This is a genomic window from Streptococcus hepaticus, assembly GCF_043656315.1.
GTDB lineage: Bacteria > Bacillota > Bacilli > Lactobacillales > Streptococcaceae > Streptococcus > Streptococcus hepaticus.
Window position 1 is genome coordinate 285,278 of sequence record NZ_JBINIY010000001.1, and the last position, 17,842, is coordinate 303,119.

Annotated in this window: 19 protein-coding genes; 15 read left to right on the plus strand and 4 right to left on the minus strand. The window is 41.8% G+C overall.

Translation table 11 applies throughout. From position 1 onward, the window contains the following. Window positions 1-43 precede the first annotated feature (43 nt). The 6 genes from ACHUFA_RS01555 to ACHUFA_RS01580 all read left to right on the plus strand — a co-directional run bounded on the left by ACHUFA_RS01555 (window position 44) and on the right by ACHUFA_RS01580 (window position 4,250). On the plus strand, window positions 44-877 hold the full coding sequence (locus ACHUFA_RS01555) for a DegV family protein (protein ID WP_394404784.1): 834 nt from the start codon (window positions 44-46) through the stop codon (window positions 875-877). Further along, window positions 870-1,733, plus strand: coding sequence for an SGNH/GDSL hydrolase family protein (locus ACHUFA_RS01560; RefSeq protein WP_394404711.1), 864 nt, complete (start codon window positions 870-872; stop codon window positions 1,731-1,733). Before ACHUFA_RS01555 ends, ACHUFA_RS01560 begins: the two co-directional genes overlap by 8 nt. After that, window positions 1,705-2,301: a YpmS family protein gene (locus ACHUFA_RS01565; protein ID WP_222346876.1), complete on the plus strand. Its 597-nt coding sequence runs from the start codon at window positions 1,705-1,707 to the stop codon at window positions 2,299-2,301. Before ACHUFA_RS01560 ends, ACHUFA_RS01565 begins: the two co-directional genes overlap by 29 nt. 102 nt (window positions 2,302-2,403) lie before the next feature. Next, window positions 2,404-2,679, plus strand: a complete 276-nt coding sequence (locus ACHUFA_RS01570) for an HU family DNA-binding protein (RefSeq protein WP_222346874.1) — start codon at window positions 2,404-2,406, stop codon at window positions 2,677-2,679. Window positions 2,680-2,967: 288 nt separating this feature from the next. Continuing rightward, window positions 2,968-3,264, plus strand: coding sequence for a peptidase (locus ACHUFA_RS01575; RefSeq protein ID WP_318530319.1), 297 nt, complete (start codon window positions 2,968-2,970; stop codon window positions 3,262-3,264). A 518-nt stretch (window positions 3,265-3,782) separates the two neighbouring features. After that, window positions 3,783-4,250 (plus strand): GNAT family N-acetyltransferase, encoded by a 468-nt coding sequence (locus ACHUFA_RS01580; RefSeq protein ID WP_394404712.1) that lies wholly within the window; start codon window positions 3,783-3,785, stop codon window positions 4,248-4,250. A 229-nt stretch (window positions 4,251-4,479) separates the two neighbouring features. Here ACHUFA_RS01580 and ACHUFA_RS01585 read toward each other — a convergent pair whose 3' ends face one another. From ACHUFA_RS01585 to ACHUFA_RS01595, 3 genes are all read right to left on the minus strand, one after another. Continuing rightward, window positions 4,480-5,739 carry a hydroxymethylglutaryl-CoA reductase, degradative gene (locus ACHUFA_RS01585; protein ID WP_222346870.1) on the minus strand — a complete coding sequence of 420 codons (1,260 nt, stop codon included), beginning with the start codon at window positions 5,737-5,739 and terminating at the stop codon, window positions 4,480-4,482. Window positions 5,740-6,068: 329 nt separating this feature from the next. Continuing rightward, the gene (locus ACHUFA_RS01590) at window positions 6,069-7,220 is read right to left on the minus strand and encodes a hydroxymethylglutaryl-CoA synthase (RefSeq protein WP_394404713.1); all 1,152 of its coding nucleotides are present in this window, start codon (window positions 7,218-7,220) and stop codon (window positions 6,069-6,071) included. A 3-nt stretch (window positions 7,221-7,223) separates the two neighbouring features. Next, window positions 7,224-8,405: a thiolase family protein gene (locus tag ACHUFA_RS01595; protein WP_394404714.1), complete on the minus strand. Its 1,182-nt coding sequence runs from the start codon at window positions 8,403-8,405 to the stop codon at window positions 7,224-7,226. 226 nt (window positions 8,406-8,631) lie between these two features. Here ACHUFA_RS01595 and ACHUFA_RS01600 point away from each other — a divergent pair, with 226 nt between their 5' ends. The 4 genes from ACHUFA_RS01600 (at window position 8,632) to ACHUFA_RS01615 (ending at window position 11,874) form a co-directional block, all read left to right on the plus strand. Then, a complete protein-coding gene (locus tag ACHUFA_RS01600; RefSeq protein WP_222346857.1) occupies window positions 8,632-9,324 on the plus strand; it encodes a phosphoglycerate mutase in 693 nt (230 codons plus the stop codon). A 254-nt stretch (window positions 9,325-9,578) separates the two neighbouring features. Next, window positions 9,579-9,959 (plus strand): VOC family protein, encoded by a 381-nt coding sequence (locus tag ACHUFA_RS01605; protein ID WP_394404715.1) that lies wholly within the window; start codon window positions 9,579-9,581, stop codon window positions 9,957-9,959. 9 nt (window positions 9,960-9,968) lie between these two features. Then, the gene (gene gloA, locus ACHUFA_RS01610) at window positions 9,969-10,352 is read left to right on the plus strand and encodes a lactoylglutathione lyase (protein WP_222346853.1); all 384 of its coding nucleotides are present in this window, start codon (window positions 9,969-9,971) and stop codon (window positions 10,350-10,352) included. 124 nt (window positions 10,353-10,476) lie between these two features. Beyond that, window positions 10,477-11,874 (plus strand): polysaccharide deacetylase family protein, encoded by a 1,398-nt coding sequence (locus ACHUFA_RS01615; RefSeq protein WP_394404716.1) that lies wholly within the window; start codon window positions 10,477-10,479, stop codon window positions 11,872-11,874. Window positions 11,875-11,896: 22 nt separating this feature from the next. Here ACHUFA_RS01615 and ACHUFA_RS01620 read toward each other — a convergent pair whose 3' ends face one another. Beyond that, a complete protein-coding gene (locus ACHUFA_RS01620; RefSeq protein WP_394404717.1) occupies window positions 11,897-12,835 on the minus strand; it encodes a beta-1,6-N-acetylglucosaminyltransferase in 939 nt (312 codons plus the stop codon). A gap of 124 nt (window positions 12,836-12,959) precedes the next feature. Between ACHUFA_RS01620 and ACHUFA_RS01625 the strand changes: the two genes are divergently transcribed. The 5 genes from ACHUFA_RS01625 (at window position 12,960) to ACHUFA_RS01645 (ending at window position 17,824) form a co-directional block, all read left to right on the plus strand. Further along, on the plus strand, window positions 12,960-14,600 hold the full coding sequence (locus ACHUFA_RS01625; RefSeq protein WP_394404718.1) for a putative polysaccharide biosynthesis protein: 1,641 nt from the start codon (window positions 12,960-12,962) through the stop codon (window positions 14,598-14,600). A gap of 75 nt (window positions 14,601-14,675) precedes the next feature. Beyond that, window positions 14,676-15,407, plus strand: a complete 732-nt coding sequence (gene pyrH / locus ACHUFA_RS01630) for a UMP kinase (RefSeq protein WP_222347179.1) — start codon at window positions 14,676-14,678, stop codon at window positions 15,405-15,407. Window positions 15,408-15,421: 14 nt separating this feature from the next. Then, a complete protein-coding gene (gene frr, locus ACHUFA_RS01635; RefSeq protein ID WP_222346847.1) occupies window positions 15,422-15,979 on the plus strand; it encodes a ribosome recycling factor in 558 nt (185 codons plus the stop codon). A gap of 56 nt (window positions 15,980-16,035) precedes the next feature. Beyond that, window positions 16,036-16,890 (plus strand): RNA-binding virulence regulatory protein CvfB, encoded by an 855-nt coding sequence (cvfB, locus tag ACHUFA_RS01640; protein ID WP_394404719.1) that lies wholly within the window; start codon window positions 16,036-16,038, stop codon window positions 16,888-16,890. 13 nt (window positions 16,891-16,903) lie between these two features. Beyond that, window positions 16,904-17,824 (plus strand): 2-dehydropantoate 2-reductase, encoded by a 921-nt coding sequence (locus tag ACHUFA_RS01645; protein ID WP_394404720.1) that lies wholly within the window; start codon window positions 16,904-16,906, stop codon window positions 17,822-17,824. Window positions 17,825-17,842 lie beyond the last annotated feature (18 nt).

The following is a 17,842-nucleotide window of genomic DNA, read 5'->3' on the forward strand; positions in this document are numbered from 1 at the left end:
AATGGTAGTCAAGAAATTCAAAGAATGTGAAGTAGAACGAGAAATGCCAAGTATTAAAATTGTAACGGATTCTAGCAATACGATTGAACCAGAATTGGTCAAGGAACTAGATATCACAGTTGTACCACTTTCCGTCATGATTGATGGGGTCGTTTACTCAGATGCCAACCTCGAAGAAGGTCAATTTCTGAACTTGATGAAGGGGAGCAAAAATCTTCCTAAAACCAGTCAGCCACCAGTTGGTTTGTTTGCAGAAGTTTTTGAAAGTTTGGCTAGTGATGGGAGCGAAATTATCGCGATTACCTTGTCCCACGCTCTCTCAGGAACGGTAGAAGCAGCCCGTCAAGGGGCGACCTTGTCAGGTGCAGATGTAACAATCATTGACTCTGGCTTTACCGATCAGGCAACAAAATTTCAAGTAACGACAGCGGCTCGTATGGCACAAGCTGGCGCAAGCAAGGAAGAAATCTTAGCTGCCATTCAAGAAGTTCATGATAAGACGCAGTTATTTATCGGTGTTTCTACCTTGGAAAATCTGGTTAAAGGTGGACGTATTGGCCGTGTGACAGGACTTCTCAGCTCTCTTTTGAACATTCGAGTGATTATGGAAATGAAAAATGATGCCCTCAATCCGATTGTAAAAGGACGCGGTGCTAAGACTTTCAAAAAATGGCTGGATGAATTTATTGCTGGACTTGGAGACAAGAAAATTGCAGAATTGGGAATTTCCTATGCAGGGACACGTGATTTTGCGGAGGAAATGAAGGCGAAATTGCAAGAATTTGTTCCCGTTGAGATTCCTGTTTTAGAGACAAGCTCTATTATCCAAACACATACAGGCGAAGATGCCTGGGCTATTCTTGTACGCTATGAATAATCGAAAAATATTGCAAGGACTGGTCTTCTTTTTTACCAGTCTTTTAGGTTTTCTCTTTCTTTTCCAAGCTTTGATTCCGACAGCGCCAGCCCTTTTGACAAAAAAAGACTATGAAAAAACGGTTCGACCACAGTTGCATTATGTCGCTTTGGGAGATTCCTTGACTCAGGGAGTAGGAGACTCGACCAATCAAGGTGGCTTTGTCCCGCTCTTGTCTCAGTCTTTGACCAACGAATATGGTTATGAAGTCATTGCTGAAAATTATGGTATTTCGGGAAATACCAGCAAGCAGATTTTAGCGCGCATACAGGAAGATAGTCAGTTAGCTGCCAGCCTAAAGAAGGCAGATGTCATGACTTTGACGGTCGGGGGAAATGACTTGCGCTATGTGATTCTAAATAACATTCAGAGCTTAAAAATTTCTACCTTCACAAAGCCAGCCAAGGCTTACAGCAAACGTCTTAAAAAGATTATTGAGACTGCCCGACAAGAAAATAAGGATCTCCCTATCTACGTACTGGGCATTTACAATCCTTACTATCTAAATTTTCCTGAAATGACGGATATGCAGACGATTGTGGACAATTGGAATGAGACTACGGAAGCTAGCTTGAAAGGTTACGACAATGTTTATTTTGTCCCTATCAATGATTTGCTGTACCAAGGTTTGAATGGGCAGGATAGCTTTGATTCAAGCCGCTCCTCCTCGTCTTCGCAGACCTCTACAAGTTCCAATCAGACCAATAATCTTCTCTATGAAGGAGACAATTTTCACCCCAATAATACGGGTTATGAAATCATGAAAGCAGCAGTAATGGAGAAAATTCATGAAACAAAAGACAAGTGGAAAAATTAATGGTTGGAAATGGGCTTTTTTACTCTTGTTGTCTGCTCTGATAGCTGTCAGCCTGGTTCTCTTTTTTAGGATAACCAGTAGCAGAGAAAATACCAGCCAGATTGTGGTTAGCAGTAAAAAGGATCCTAAAATTGGAACATTTTCGACCAGTCGAGATCAGCTAAATGACACGATTGCGGCTTATCTCAAAGATTATCAGAAAAAAGGTTTTACCTATAAGGTTTATGCTACGAATCAACTGGTCTTGTTTGAAGGACAATATGAGCTCTTTGGAGCCGACATACCACTCTATATTTACTTCCAACCGAGTAAATTGGAAGATGGGAGTGTTTTGTTGACGGTGACGGAAATCTCAGCAGGAAGTCTTTCGTTTCCAAAAGCAGAGGTCTTGTCTTACTTGCAAAATAATTATAAATTGCCCTCATTTATCAGTATCGACATAGAAGCAGCGACAGTAAAAGTTAGTCTATCAGATATAAAAAACGACTTGGGTATCTATGTAAAAGCCAACACAATTGACCTCTACAATGACCAAATATTATTTGATTTGTACCGTAGAAAATCTTGAAAAAAGGTTTGAAAAACCTGTTAAAAACTTGACTATAATCGTTTTTTCGGGTAAGATAATAGGGTGAGTAAAAACTCAGAAAATTATTGGAGGACTTAGCAAATGGCTAATAAACAAGATTTGATCGCAAAAGTTGCAGAAGCAACCTCATTGACTAAAAAAGATTCAGCAGCAGCAGTTGATGCAGTATTTGCAGCAGTAACTGACTACCTTGCAGCTGGTGAAAAAGTACAATTGATCGGTTTCGGTAACTTTGAAGTTCGCGAACGTGCAGAACGTAAAGGTCGCAACCCTCAAACTAAAGAAGAAATCACAATCGCAGCTTCAAAAGTTCCAGCATTCAAAGCTGGTAAAGCTCTTAAAGACGCTGTTAAATAGTTGCGACTTAAAAAGCCTATTGTATCAACGTTTCAGCGTTGTGCAGTAGGCTTTTTTCTATGTTTTGGGGCAAAACTTTAGTAGTTTTCCAAGACTTTGGTTACATTTTATTTTTTTAGTGATGTGGGGAGATATCTGATTTAGCATCTTTTAAAAAAGTAAACTTGGAAGTGAGTTCTTTATTAATATATTTGAGGTGTAATTTGATTGTGAGGATGGAGAAATAATTGAAAAAACATTTCCATAGAGTTATAATTATATTATGAATAAACTAAAGGAGAGGTAGTCATGCAGATTATCGAAAGCTATCTACGTGTAGCGGAAAAAGCAGATACATTCAGCGAAATTTTTGGCTATCGTTTAGTAGCACCTATTTTTCCTGTAGCGGCTATCTATGGACCACAGGAAGAGAGCGATATTTTTGAGGCAAAATTGGATAAATGCATTAAAGATAAATATGATTACTTTGAAGATGAATATGGCTATGACTCAGATGAAAAAGATGTAGACTACAACGTGAAAAGTATGTATTTTACGATTGTTAATATCATTAAGCACCGATATGGTGCTTTTTTATCTCCCTAAAATGAAAGGTGGCAGATATGAACAAACAAATTTTGGAACTTACTCCTAATACTTTACCAAGAGTAGTATTAGTATATGTCAAAGAAAATATCTTGTTGGACAAGTTGGGAACCTCTTGTTTTGTCGTACTATAGAGGGGGCAACTTGTAAAAATTATTAGACTCTCAAAGTTGTAGATGAAAATTTTATTTATGGAAGTAGATAATTTCAACTAAGCATTGGTGGATTTCATAGCTATAATTGTAAAATATGTGTCTAACAGAGCTTTATAGAAAAGAATTAGAACTTGATGATAATTTTTTGATGTTTTGAAATGAGATAAGTAAAACAATACAAAAAATCCAACACGGAGGTTGGACTTTCAAGGAGATTATCCTCTAGTCTAGTGAACTAGAGGATGAAATATTTAGGATACACCTATAGTATAAGGGATTGGCTTGCTGCTGACATCCGTCTCAGGTCTGATTTTACAAAGATACTATTTTGTGGTAGGATAAAACATCATAAGGAGAAAGCATATGATTCGAAGAGCAAGTCAGACAGACATTCCAGTCTTGATTCATTTTTTACAGCAGATTTTATTGGTGCATCACCAGGTGCGTCCAGATATTTTTAAGGCAAAGGGGCAGAAGTTCTCATTTGAAGAATTAGAGAAACTGGTGCTCGATGACCAAAGACCGATTTTTGTTTATGAGAAAGAAGGGCAGATTTTAGGGCACCTTTTTTGTCAAATAAAGGAAGCTGACAGTAATGTGTTAGAGCTGATCAAAACGCTGTTTATCGATGATCTTTGTGTGGATGAGTCTGCTCGTGGTCAAGCCATCGGCCAAAAACTCATGGACTTCGCTAAGGAATATGCTAAAGAACTTGGCTGTCACAATCTGACCTTAGATGTTTGGAATGATAATGCAGGTGCAGCTCGCTTTTATGAACGCTTGGGTATGTCAGCGCAGAAAACACGACTGGAAATGATGTTAGAAGATTAGAAAGAAAGTGGGACAAAAATCGTGATTTCGCAGAAATCGATTTTCCCTCACATCTTTAATTTAAGGTTCGGGCTGAAATAGTCTCTCCCCAGACTATTTCACTCCCACTTCTATTCGAAATTACTTGTGTAGCAAGGGATGAGAACATTCAGTCAACCACTACATCAAACTGTTAAAACTATAAAAATTTGAGAACTTGAAACTTTTTGCCCAAGTTCTTTTTACATATCTATGGAGTGCGTACCTGCGTCAAAAGTTTTTCGGCTGTCTCCAAATTCATATGTTTTTCTTGACGAAGGAGACGAGCGACCTCTTCAATTTCGTTTTCTATGGCTCCAGCCAACATAGCTAGGGATTTTGCATGGAGTTTCATATGCCCTTGCTGGATGCCAGATGTCACCAAAGCCCGCAGTGCTGCAAAGTTTTGGCAGAGTCCGACGGACACGATGAGACCGGCTAGGGTACGGGCGTCGGGGTGACCAAGGAGGTCAAAGGCAACCTGAACTTTTGGATTGAGACCAATGGAGCCTCCGACAGTTGCAATAGGCATTGGCAGGGTCAAGCTCCCAACTAATGCTTCTCCGTCAATGGTCCAAGTTGACAATCCGCGGTAAATCCCATCACGGCTGGCATAGGCGTGGGAACCGGCTTCAACAGCTCGCCAATCATTTCCGGTCGCGACAACAAGAGCATCAATCCCATTGAAAATCCCCTTGTTATGCGTAGCTGCCCGATAGGGATCGACTTGAGCAAGTTTGCTAGCAAGAGCTAGCTTTTCTGCTGTTTCTTGAGCAAGGGCGGGATCTGTATGGAGACTGGAAATCTTAATACGGCAGCTGGCTGTCACTAGTGAATCAGTCGCATAGTTGGATAGAATCGCCATGAGACTTTTTCCAGCGGTCACATTTTCCAGATAATCCTTAATCCCTTCAAGCATGGTATTGAGGATATTGGCCCCCATAGCTTCTTGGACATCCACGTGTAGGTAGAGAATGAGGAACTGCTCCTTGATTTCCACTGAAATTTTTCGTGCACCACCTCCTCGTTTGACAATGGAAGGGTGGGCTTGATTGGCAAGGGAGATAATCTGCTGGCTATTTTCCAGCAATTCAGCGCGAGCTTTTTCCATATCGACTACATCATAAAGGGCAACCTGACCAATCATGAGCCGCTCTTCAATGCTGGTTGTAAAGCCACCGGACTTGGCAATGATTTTGGCGCCAAATGAACAGGCAGCGACAACAGAAGGCTCCTCTGTTACTATAGGGATGCGGTATTCATAGTCATTGACTGTAAATTCTGGAACAACAGAAAATGGCAGAGAAAAGGTCCCAAGATGGTTTTCTGCCATCTTTCCAGCAACGGTTTCTGGTAAATTACGGTCTTCCTCTAAAATCTGACATGTTTCTTCAGACAGCTCCGTCTTGTCAGCTAAAATACGAATACGCTCCTGGCGTGTTTTTTTATAAAATCCTGAAAAATCTGACATACGATTCCTTTCACATCAAAAGGGAGTGGGAAAGAACTCATAGCAATCAACAAAGAGTTCCCTTCGCTCCCTTATTTTTTAGCTCAGGCAGAAAACGTCCACTGGACCTTTTCTCTCCCACCCCCGCACAGTTGATTAGGCTATCTTTGAAGCTTGAAAAGCGAACAAAGATGCCAATCAGCAGTGGTTGTCGGGTGCTGAAACACCCGACAACTGTGCAGGGGAAAGACTATGCTATTAAAATAGCAAGGCTTTCTCCCAACCACTGCGTCTTGCAATTCTAGCTCAAATAAAATTAGGAGTTGGACTTTTTGCCCAGCTCCGTATTTTTATCCTTTGCGATAAATTCGCTTGTGGTCTTCAATTTTTTGGAGGGCAAATGGAGCGGTATCAGTTAGTTCAACTGAGTTACCATCTGCGTCTACTTGGATTTCTTCGAAGAAAATTTCCTCGTATTGCGCAACAGTCAATTGCTCACGAGCTTGTAATTTCTCCAAACGTTTGCTGTCGAGTTGATCACGGAAGCCTTCAACTAGGCGTCCGCTGAAAATTTCACAGACAGCTCCACTACCATAACTATAAAAGAGGACCTGGTCATCTGTCTGGATAGCTTGGCTATTTTCCAGCAGAGAAAGTAAAGAAAGGAAAATAGAACCAGTATAGATATTACCCACGATTTGGTTGTAAATGATAGCCTCGTGGAAACGGGCTGTTAAGCGTTCCAAATCCTCTTCTTGGGCAATAGCTTGAAGTCCCTTAAGTCCCTGTTTTGAGAAAGGAATGTGCAAGCACATGGCTGCAAAATCCGCCAAAGTCTTACCAGTTTTTTCTTGGTAACGAGCAAAGGTAGTCGTCAAGCAATCAGTGTATTGTTCAGTTGAAAATTTTCCATCTACGCGAGGGTACTTGTCATAGTTAGGACGCCAGAAGTCCATGATATCACGGGTTTGGCAGATATTATCATTGTTGAGAACCATAACACGAGGATCAGCAGAGACCAACATGGCAATAGCGCCAGCCCCTTGAGTGGACTCCCCACCAGAAGCAATTCCGTACTTGGCAATGTCGCTAGCAATTACCAAGACTTTTGAATCAGGAAATTGTGCCACATGACTCTTAGCGAGGCTCAGACCAGCGGTTGCCCCATAGCAGGCTTCCTTGATTTCAATAGAGCGTGCGAAGGGGTGGATTCCCAAAAGGCCGTGAATGTAGACGGCCGCTGCCTTGCTTTGGTCGATACTAGACTCTGTACCGACGATCACCATGTCGATAGCTTCTTTGTCTTCGTCGGTCAAAATAGCTTGCGCTGCTTGAGCACCTAGGGTGACAATATCTTGACTGACTGGAGCAACAGCCATTTGGCTTTGCATGAGTCCGATTTTAAATTTATTTGGGTCAATATCGCGGGCAGCTGCCAAGTCTGCTAAGTCGAGGACATAGCTGGGGGCAGCAAAACCAATTTTATCTATACCAATATTCATTTTCTATCCTTTTGCATTTGAAATAATAAGGGAAATCCCTTGCCCTCCACCAATACAGAGAGAGCAGAGGCCCAATTTTTCTTGACGTTTTTCTAATTCGTGAATGAGGCTAACCAAGATTCGAGCACCGCTGGCACCGATTGGGTGGCCAAGGGCAATAGCACCGCCATTCACATTGATTTTTTCAGCTGGAATGCCTAATTCGCGGGCCACAGGAATAGCTTGGGCTGCGAAGGCTTCATTTAATTCGAAGAGATCGATATTTTCAACAGATAAGCCAGCTTTTTTGAGTGCTTTTTGACTAGCAGGAATTGGTCCCAATCCCATAAGGTCTGGTGAGATACCAGCAGTTGCATAGCTTTCAATGTAGGCTAGTGGCTCAATCCCTAATTCATTAGCTTTCTCATCTGACATCAGCACCAAAACAGCGCAACCGTCATTGATACCAGAAGCATTTCCTGCCGTTACGCTACCGTCTTTTTTGAAGGCAGGACGCAGTTGAGCCAGTTTTTCTAATGATGTAGAGCGAGGATACTCGTCGGTGTCAAAGGTGATTTTCTGACGACCAAGTTTGACGGCTAAAGGAACAATCTCATCAGCGAAGCGACCATTTTCAAGAGCTCGCGTAGCTTTTTCCTGACTAGAAAGGGCAAAGGCATCTTGTTCTTCGCGGGAAATACCGTGGAGTTCCGCTACATTTTCAGCGGTAATCCCCATATGCTCTCCAGAAAAAGCGTCTGTTAAACCATCTAGGAGCAGACTATCTGCTAGAGATAGGTGGCCCAATTTGCTACCGAAACGAGCTTCTTTATTAATATAAGCTGCTTGGCTCATCATTTCAATACCACCAGCCAGCACGACATCGTTGTCACCTAGGAGGATGGATTGAGCAGCCAGAAGAACAGCTTTTAAGCCTGAGCCACAGACCTTATTGACTGTGTAGGCTGAAACTTCTTCAGGAATACCTGCAGTAATCGCAATCTGGCGGGCAATATTTTGTCCATGACCAGCAGATAAGACATTTCCGAAAATCACTTCATCAATAAGAGTAGTAGGAATATTTTTTTGTTCGAGGGCATAACTGGTTACATCGGCACCCAGCTGAGCCATTTTCATGTCTTTAAGACTACCTCCAAAGTTGCCGATGGCAGAGCGGTAGGCAGAGACAATAGCGACTTTTTTCATGATGACTCCTGTCTTTTAGACACCCATAGTGTCTTAATCAGCCTTTCCATTATATCATGTTTAGCTAAAAAAGTTTGGAAAGATTATCCGTCTCAGGGCTGATTTTTACAGATAAAACCATGAAAACGCAACCACCTTCCCATAAGTCTAGCTTTTTTAATGTTTTTTGTGTAGAATAGAAAGGTAAAAGAGGGCAACCTCAAAATAAAAAGGAGAATCCAATAGAATGGTAAAATTGGTTTTTGCTCGCCACGGTGAGTCAGAATGGAACAAAGCTAACCTTTTCACAGGTTGGGCTGACGTTGATTTGTCAGAAAAAGGAACACAACAAGCGATTGACGCTGGTAAATTGATTAAAGAAGCTGGCATCGAATTTGACCTTGCTTACACATCAGTTTTGAAACGTGCGATTAAAACAACAAACCTTGCTCTTGAAGCAGCTGACCAACTTTGGGTACCAGTTGAAAAATCATGGCGCTTGAACGAACGTCACTACGGTGGTTTGACAGGTAAAAACAAAGCAGAAGCAGCTGAGCAATTTGGTGATGAACAAGTTCACATCTGGCGCCGTTCATACGACACATTGCCACCAGATATGGCAAAAGATGATGAGCATTCAGCTCACACAGACCGTCGTTACGCACACCTTGATGACTCAGTTATTCCAGATGCTGAAAACTTGAAAGTGACTTTGGAACGCGCTCTTCCATTCTGGGAAGATAAAATCGCTCCAGCACTTAAAGATGGTAAAAACGTATTCGTAGGTGCACACGGTAACTCAATCCGTGCCCTTGTAAAACACATCAAACAATTGTCTGACGATGAAATCATGGACGTTGAAATTCCAAACTTCCCACCATTGGTATTTGAATTGGACGAAAAATTGAACATCGTTTCAGAATACTACCTTGGTAAGTAATTCTGGAGGAAGAGCCTGGGACAAAAGTCTCAGGCTCTCAAACTTTTATAACTTTAACAGTTTGACGCAGTGGTTGACTGAATGTTCTCATCTCTTGCTAGGCAAGCGATTTTGACCAATCTAGTCAACTGTGCGGAGGTGGGACGACAAAATCGATTTCTGCGAAATCACGATCTTTGTCCCACTCTCTTTTTGTACCCTTCTTTCTATCAATATGCTAGAATATTTGTGATAGAAATTACTTAGGAGAAATGATGGTTCAATCAATGTGGCTAAATTTTTCAAGCAAATCCGTTTCAGCAACTGCTGACTTCTTTGCGGATTTAGGGTTTGAAGTTTCCTATCCCCAAGGTGAGACGGGACCGGTAGTTGATATTCGTCTGGGCAAAAATGGGCAGATTGTTTATTTTTCTGAGTCTGTATTCGCTAGGATGGCGCCTTTTCAAGCTACAGGCAATGATGCCTTAGTGAGCATTGATGTTGAAAGTCCAGAAGAAGTGGTTGCTTTCTTAGAGAAGGTTGCGGAAAATGGTGGTCGCGTAACAGTACAAGCAGGAGATCGCGGAGGTATTTTTGGAGGTGCTTTTGAGGATTTAGACGGACATCATTTCACCATTATTGTGATGCCAAAATAAGGAGGAATTATGGCTAGTTTGAAAATGCTTCACGCGTGTTTGCGTGTTGAGAATTTGGAAGCTTCAATGAAGTTTTATGCGGATTGTTTTGGTTTTGTAGAAACCCGTCGTAAGGACTACCCAGAACACAAGTTTAGCTTGGTCTATATGGCCTTGCCAGGAGATGAGTTTGAGATTGAATTGACTTACAACTTTGACCATGGTCCATATGTAGTAGGGGATGGCTTCTCTCATTTGGCTCTTTCTTCCGATGACCTAGAAGGGGATAATGCCAAGCATAAGGCACTTGGTTATCCAACGACAGAGTTGTCTGGTCTTCCGGGAAATCCAGGTCATTACTACTTTGTTACAGATCCAGATGGCTACCGTGTGGAAGTCATTCGTGCAGACTAAAGATTAGATATCGGCTGGGACAAGTTCTCAGCCTTTTCATACAAAATTGTTACCATAATTTTATTGACACTAGCTTGTAAATAGCTTAGTATGGTATGGAAGAAAATAAGAAGAGGGCACGTAAATGAAAAAGTGGTGGTGGTTATTGCTGGTAAATCTGTTCATGTTAGCAGTAGTTGGTGTAGGTAGTTTTTTTGCCTATAAAACCTACATTGACCGAAGTTTGGCTCAGGCAATTGAGCTGAAAAAGAAGCAATTAGCACCATCCTTAGCTTATGATTTACAAGAAGGAAATACAGGGCACAGCCGAGTAATTGCCTATTTTCCAAAAGGAAAAGATGGGAAACGCATCTCTTCACTGGAACAGAAAATGTATGCTTCTATTGAAAAGAAAATTGGTCGAAAGCCAGCTAAAGGAGCTGTCGATCGCCTCTATCTTTTAATGGCAAAAGAAGAAAAAACAAATTTTCCCAAAGTCAGAAAAGAGCGATTACACTCAATTTCTTATCACATTAAAGGAGCGAAGTTAGATGGAGAGCAGTCAGAGGATGAGGGAAGCTTGTTTTTAACAGAAGACAATCAACCTTTCGATCTGACCAAGCTATTTTCAAATAGTCAGCCTGTAGTAGAAGCCTATGCAAAACAGCTGGTTGATGAAATAGGCAAGTTAGGTAAGTCAGAGGATGAAAAAAATCAAGCTGTAGCTGATTTGAAGAAACTAGACTTAGCGAGTCTTGATTTTAGCTATGATAATAGTCAGTTGACTCTTCATTTTCCAAGTGACTTGGCAGGTGTTCGCCAGTTGAGCTTGCCTGTTTCAACACTTTATGATGAAATTAAGGTAGATTATCTGACAGAAACAGATAAAAAAGAATATGAAGCTTATTTGGCTGAACAGGAGGCCAAAAAGAACCAGCTGCGGATTGCTATTACATTTGATGATGGTCCAAGTCCGGAGACGACACCGCAGGTGCTGGATTTGTTGAAGAAATATAAGGTCAAGGCAACCTTCTTTGTCTTAGGGAAAAATATTGCTGGAAATGAGGCTATTCTGAAGCGTATGCAGGCAGAAGGGCATGAAATTGCCAACCATAGCTGGAATCATCCGCAGTTAACCAAGTTAGCGGCAGATCAAATCAAGCAGGAAATTGAAGATACTCAATCTGCTATACAGGTGGTCACTGGTCAACGACCAACTTCTTATCGTCCTCCATACGGTGCTGTCAATCAGGCCGTGCAGGCGGTGACCAATCTACCAGCCATTTATTGGACGGTGGATACCTTGGATTGGAAGAGTAAGAACCCAGCAGCTATTTTGGGAGAAGTCAAGGCGCACACGCAAGCAGGAAGTATCATTCTCATGCATGATATTCATCCGACAACGGTGGCTTCTTTAGACAGTGTATTAGCTTATTTGACAGGACAGGGTTATTCTTTTGCAAGAGTTGACGAATTGCTAGGGAAAAATATCAATCCACAATATGTGTATTACAGTCAGTCATTCGCTGGACCAGCACAATAAAAAAAGAGCTCGCGGGCTCTTTTTATTGTGTAATCGAAAGAATGTATTCCTTAAGTTTAGGATGTTTTTCAAGATTGAATTTGCGAGAGAAGAGATGACCAAGCTCGCGTCCTTTCTCAAGCTGAGCGATATCTTTTTCACTATCTGTCCACTCATAGGGACGCCCATCCCACCAGTTGATATAGCGTAGATTTCCTTGGAATTCATCTGGAACCTCTTCAACAGGATCGTAGTGATAGATGTTCTCCAATAGGTTAGCACGTTTTAACACCATGGCGAAGAAATACTCATCTGAACAGAAAGTGAAACGGAAATGTTTGCGAATAAAGGCTTCATTTTCTAGGACTGTCAGAAGGACATCGTGGTTGAATGATTTCCACTCAGAGAAGCCATCGAAGCCCAATTCTTTTCGTTTTCCGTGCAGGCGATCAATTTTTAAAGCAGTTTGGATTTTATTTTCAGCAATCTGATAAGCACGCAAGATTTTACGTGCAAAAGGTGAGAGATTACGTGGATTAATGCGACGTGAGAGATGATAATGCTCAACCAACTTGTACAGTTTTAATTTTTCAGCCTCTTCTTGGTTATAGCGAGTGATAAAAATCTTGTCTGTTTTATCTTGGAAAAAATCGTGAATGACATCCTGAGATTGCAGAGGGAGGTCTGCGCCTGAAATCAAATGGTAGAAGGCATAGGGCCCTTTTTCTGCGGCAGATTTGTAAAGTAAGAGCTCGCATTCCACCAGAGAAAAATGTCCCCAATAAACAGCGATTCGAGGTATGAAATATACCTTAGAATGCTTAGCAGCAGCCTGTAACATGTCTTGGTCTTCTTTGGTGAGACGGCTTCGTTTATCAATATGGAAAAAAATATCATTACGAGGGTCATCTAACAGTGAAATTTGAAAAGCAAGTTGCTCATATTTATCATAGGCAATGACTAAGTAGGCGTGTTTTTTCATAACTAATTCCTTACATTTTACTGGTAAAAGAGGTCCTTATCATTCTAAACTAAATGTTCCCGTTTTACAAGCTAGAAGGAAAAGTTTATAATATACAGACAAGAAAGCAATGAGAGAGAATATTATGTCTGAAAATACAGAAACCAAACAGTCGCATGGTCAGGAGACCATGGTGCGTGGAGTAGCTTGGTTAACAGCTGGTAGTTTTATCAGCCGTTTACTGGGGGTTATCTACATTATCATCTGGTATCGATGGATGGGAGAACACAGAGCAGAAGCTAACGCTCTCTTCAACATGGGCTACCAGGTCTATGCTAACTTTTTACTGTTATCAACAGTTGGTTTGCCAACTGCAGTTGCCAAGCAGATTGCTAAATACAATATCAAGGGTCGCTCGGACATTTCTTACTATTTGGTAAGAGAATTTTTCAAACTCATGGTGATTTTGGGAGTTGTCTTTGCTGCTATCATGTATCTATCTTCGCCTCTTTTGGCTCAAATGTCGGGTGCCAAAGAGGAGTTGATTCCGGTTATGTATAGCCTCGTTCCTCCTCTCTTTATCTTTCCAACCATGAGTATTATGCGTGGCTTCTTCCAAGGACACCACGATATGAAGCCTTATGCTGTTAGTCAGATTGTGGAGCAAATTGTTCGAGTTATCTGGATTTTGGCAACAACTTTTTTTATTATGAAATTGGGATCAGGTGACTATAAGGAAGCGGTTGTTCAATCAACATTTGCGGCCTTTATTGGAATGATTGCCAGTGTTGGTACCTTGGGTTACACTATGTATAAGCAGGGATTTGTTAAGAAAGTTTTCCGACCAAAACCGGCTTCAGTCACCATTGATTTGAAGGGCTTGATTTTGGAGACGGTGAGGGAAGCTATTCCGCTTATCATTTTGGGCTGTGCCTTCCAGATTTTCCAATTGATTGACCAAATGACTTTCGTCAATTTTATGGCGCTGATTACGGACCAAAGTAAGAAGAGTCTCCTTGTTTTGTACTCTTATATGACGGCTAATCCAAGTAAGATTACCATGTTGATTATTGGGGTGACAGGTTCGCTTGGAAGTGTGGCCATTCCTTTGATTACGGAGCGTTTTGTCCAGGGGGATAAAAAAGGAACTGGGAAGTTAATCGAGGATAATTTGCAGATGCTCTTTATCTTTGTCATTCCAGCTATTACGGGGACGGTTCTCCTAGCTCGTCCGCTCTACAGCAGCTTTTATAATTTAGCTACAAATGCGGAAATTCAGCTCTTCATTGCCAATCTTCTCTTGATTTTCATCCAAGGACTCTATGCTATCTTTGGTGTAGTGATTCCAGCTATCTTTGAAAATCGTGCGGCGATTAAGTACTTCTTTATTGGTCTTGCCGTAAAATGTATCTTGCAGTTGCCAGCACTTTGGCTCTTCCATGCTTATGGCTCCTTGCTTGCTTCAGCCATTGGCTTGACAGTAACGGTTTATCTCTTTTATAAGCGGATTAAGCAAGTGGTGCCGATTGATGAAGCTCATGTGAAGAAAGACATATTGACCATTAGTTGGATTAGCTTGATTATGGGTGTGGTTATCTGGCTTGTAGAGTTTGGACTTGTTAAAATTCTGCCTCTGTCTGGTCAATTCATCTGTGCTGTTCATGTTGCCATTAGTGGTTCAGCTGGAATAGTAGTCTTTGTCCTTCTGACCTTGAAAACACGCCAGCTGGATAAGCTAATTGGTTCTCGCGCTAAGGCACTTCGTCGCAAATTGAAAATTTCCTAAAAGAAGACCGTAAGGTTTTCTTTTTTTGCTAATTTTGTGGTAAAATAGTTTAGATAAATACAGAGGAGTAAGATGATGAAACCCAAATATGAACGTATTCTAATCAAATTGTCAGGAGAAGCCTTGGCAGGTGAACGTGGTGTCGGTATTGACCTTCCAACTGTTCAGGCAATGGCCAAAGAGATTGCAGAAGTCCATAGCTCAGGTGTCCAAATCGCCTTGGTTATCGGCGGTGGAAATCTTTGGCGTGGTGAACCAGCTGCAGAAGCTGGTATGGACCGTGTGCAGGCTGACTACACTGGCATGCTTGGTACCGTTATGAATGCGCTTGTTATGGCAGATAGCCTCCAACAGTATGGAGTGGATACACGTGTGCAGACAGCTATTCCTATGCAAAATGTAGCGGAGCCTTATATTCGTGGTCGTGCCCTCCGTCACTTGGAAAAGGGCCGCATCGTGGTCTTTGGTGCGGGAATCGGCTCACCTTATTTCTCAACAGATACAACTGCAGCCCTTCGTGCAGCAGAAATTGAAGCGGACGCCATTCTTATGGCTAAAAATGGTGTAGATGGTGTCTACAATACGGATCCTCGCAAAGATGCCAATGCCGTTAAGTTTGACGAATTGACACACGTTGAAGTCATCAAACGTGGTCTGAAAATCATGGATGCGACAGCTTCAACACTTTCAATGGACAATGACATTGACCTAGTTGTTTTCAACATGAACGAGCCAGGAAATATCAAGCGCGTTGTCTTCGGTGAACAAATTGGTACAACCGTTTCAAATAAATCAGAACATAAATAAGAAAAGGAAACTATATGTCAAAAGAAATCGTAACAAAAGCTCAAGAACGTATGGCGCAATCACACCAAAGCTTGGCGCGTGAATTTGGTCAAATCCGTGCAGGCCGTGCCAATGCAAGCCTACTTGACCGTATCACTGTTGAATACTACGGTGCAGAAACTCCGCTTAATCAGTTGGCTGGTATCACTGTGCCAGAAGCGCGTGTTCTCTTGATTACTCCATTTGATAAGTCAATCTTGAAAGATATTGAACGTGCTCTTAACGCTTCAGACCTTGGTTTGACACCACAATCTGATGGTACTGTTATTCGTTTGGTTATCCCAGCCTTGACAGAAGAAACTCGTAAACACTTGGCGAAAGATGTGAAAAAAGTCGGAGAAAACTCAAAAGTTGCTATCCGTAATATCCGCCGTGATGCCATGGATGAAGCCAAAAAAGCTGAAAAAGCAAAAGAAATCACTGAAGATGAGTTGAAAACTCTTGAAAAAGACATCCAAAAAGCAACGGATGACGCTATCAAGACAATTGACAGTATGACAGCTGAGAAAGAAAAAGAACTCCTGTCTGTATAAGAAAAGACCTGAGTCAGTTTCTGCTGGCTCTCTTTTTAACATTAAAGGAATAGATTATGAACCATTTATTAGCAACTTTTATTGTGGGTCTAGTGACCGATGAAAATGAACAATTTTACTTTGTCCAAAAGGAGGGAGTGACCTTCGCTCTTTTAAAAGAAGAAGGGGAGCACAAACTAGGTGAGTCTGTCAAGGGCTTCGCCTACTTGGACATGAAGCAAAAACCACGTTTGACCTCCAAGGAAGTGACAGCAACCCAAGATAGCTTTGGTTGGGGAACTGTTACAGACGTTCGTAAGGACTTGGGTGTTTTTCTAGATACAGGGCTTCCTGATAAGGAAGTGGTCGTATCACTGGATATTTTACCAGAAATCAAGGAACTTTGGCCGAAAAAAGGTGACCAACTCTATGTTCGCTACAGTGTGGACAAGAAAGACCGCATTTGGGCCTTACCAGCTTTTCAAGAAGATTTCCAAAAGATGGCTGGACCAGCCTATGATAATATGCAAAACCAAAATGTCAAGGCTATCGTTTTCCGTCTGAAAATAAGTGGTACCTTTGTCTATCTACCTGATAACAATATGTTGGGCTTTATTCATCCAAATGAACGCTATACAGAGCCACGCTTGGGTCAGGTCTTGGATGCGCGTGTGATTGGTTATCGGGCTGTAGACCGTACCCTCAATCTATCTCTTAAACCACGCTCCTTTGAGATGTTGGAAAATGATGCCCAGATGATTTTGACCTACTTGGAGAGCAATGGTGGCTTTATGACCTTAAATGATAAATCAGCGCCAGAAGACATCAAGGCAACATTTGGTTTGTCAAAAGGTCAATTCAAGAAAGCACTTGGTGGACTCATGAAGGCTAAGAAAATCAAACAGGACCAATTTGGAACAGAATTAATCTAGAAAGGGTGAGCTCATGTTAGTGTATATTGCAGGTAGCGGAGCCATGGGCTGTCGTTTTGGTTACCAGTTGTCGAAGACTGATAATCGGGTTATTTTGCTGGATAATTGGGAAGACCATATCGCAGCCATTTCTCAAAATGGGCTCAAGGTGACTGGTGATGTAGAGGATTGTGTTCACCTGCCCATCATGAAGCCAACTGAGGCAACGGAGATTGCGGATTTGATCATTCTCTTGCCCAAGGCAGACCAATTACCAAAAATGCTCCAGAATATTCGAGGGATTATCGGGGAACATACCAAGGTTTTGAGCCTTTTGAATGGACTTGGGCATGCAACAACCATGCGTCGTTATCTGGATCAAGAAAATATTATGGTTGGGGTGACCATCTGGTTGGCGGGGCTCAAAGGACCAGGACATGTTCATCTGCAGGGGCCAGGCAGTGTTTTTGTGCAAAATATGGTGGGTGATGGTCAGTCTGTGGTTGACATTATTGATATGTTTAATCAAGCAGGTCTCAATGCAAGTTATGATGACAATGTGATTGAGGCTATCTGGCGTAAGGCTTGTGTTAATGGAGTGATGAATCCAACTTGCGCCGTTTTAGACTGTACCATTGGTGAATTGTTTGGGACAGAAGCAGGCCTGAATCTGGTTAAGAATATTTTTGATGAATTTATCGCTGTAGCTAAGTCAGAAGCAGACGGAATTGATGAAAAAGCCATTTGGGCATACATCATGGAAACTTCTAAGAAAGCTTCTAGTCATTATCCCTCTATGCACCAAGATTTGGTCCAACACAAACGCCGCACTGAGATTGACTACCTTAATGGGGCTGTTGTTTTCAAGGGCAAACGTGCTGGTATTCCGACGCCTTATTGCCAGATGATAACCGATATGGTACATGCTAAGGAATCTATGCTAGGACTGCGTTAGTTGGTCAGAAAGGAATAT

Bases quoted from the DNA above. Each gene is read 5' to 3' on its own strand.
- ACHUFA_RS01555 (WP_394404784.1), top strand. From the start codon at position 44: ATGCCAAGTATTAAAATTGTAACGGATTCTAGCAATACGATTGAACCA.
- ACHUFA_RS01560 (WP_394404711.1), top strand. From the start codon at position 870: ATGAATAATCGAAAAATATTGCAAGGACTGGTCTTCTTTTTTACCAGT.
- ACHUFA_RS01565 (WP_222346876.1), top strand. From the start codon at position 1,705: ATGAAACAAAAGACAAGTGGAAAAATTAATGGTTGGAAATGGGCTTTT.
- ACHUFA_RS01570 (WP_222346874.1), top strand. From the start codon at position 2,404: ATGGCTAATAAACAAGATTTGATCGCAAAAGTTGCAGAAGCAACCTCA.
- ACHUFA_RS01575 (WP_318530319.1), top strand. From the start codon at position 2,968: ATGCAGATTATCGAAAGCTATCTACGTGTAGCGGAAAAAGCAGATACA.
- ACHUFA_RS01580 (WP_394404712.1), top strand. From the start codon at position 3,783: ATGATTCGAAGAGCAAGTCAGACAGACATTCCAGTCTTGATTCATTTT.
- ACHUFA_RS01585 (WP_222346870.1), bottom strand. From the start codon at position 5,739: ATGTCAGATTTTTCAGGATTTTATAAAAAAACACGCCAGGAGCGTATT.
- ACHUFA_RS01590 (WP_394404713.1), bottom strand. From the start codon at position 7,220: ATGAATATTGGTATAGATAAAATTGGTTTTGCTGCCCCCAGCTATGTC.
- ACHUFA_RS01595 (WP_394404714.1), bottom strand. From the start codon at position 8,405: ATGAAAAAAGTCGCTATTGTCTCTGCCTACCGCTCTGCCATCGGCAAC.
- ACHUFA_RS01600 (WP_222346857.1), top strand. From the start codon at position 8,632: ATGGTAAAATTGGTTTTTGCTCGCCACGGTGAGTCAGAATGGAACAAA.
- ACHUFA_RS01605 (WP_394404715.1), top strand. From the start codon at position 9,579: ATGGTTCAATCAATGTGGCTAAATTTTTCAAGCAAATCCGTTTCAGCA.
- gloA (WP_222346853.1), top strand. From the start codon at position 9,969: ATGGCTAGTTTGAAAATGCTTCACGCGTGTTTGCGTGTTGAGAATTTG.
- ACHUFA_RS01615 (WP_394404716.1), top strand. From the start codon at position 10,477: ATGAAAAAGTGGTGGTGGTTATTGCTGGTAAATCTGTTCATGTTAGCA.
- ACHUFA_RS01620 (WP_394404717.1), bottom strand. From the start codon at position 12,835: ATGAAAAAACACGCCTACTTAGTCATTGCCTATGATAAATATGAGCAA.
- ACHUFA_RS01625 (WP_394404718.1), top strand. From the start codon at position 12,960: ATGTCTGAAAATACAGAAACCAAACAGTCGCATGGTCAGGAGACCATG.
- pyrH (WP_222347179.1), top strand. From the start codon at position 14,676: ATGAAACCCAAATATGAACGTATTCTAATCAAATTGTCAGGAGAAGCC.
- frr (WP_222346847.1), top strand. From the start codon at position 15,422: ATGTCAAAAGAAATCGTAACAAAAGCTCAAGAACGTATGGCGCAATCA.
- cvfB (WP_394404719.1), top strand. From the start codon at position 16,036: ATGAACCATTTATTAGCAACTTTTATTGTGGGTCTAGTGACCGATGAA.
- ACHUFA_RS01645 (WP_394404720.1), top strand. From the start codon at position 16,904: ATGTTAGTGTATATTGCAGGTAGCGGAGCCATGGGCTGTCGTTTTGGT.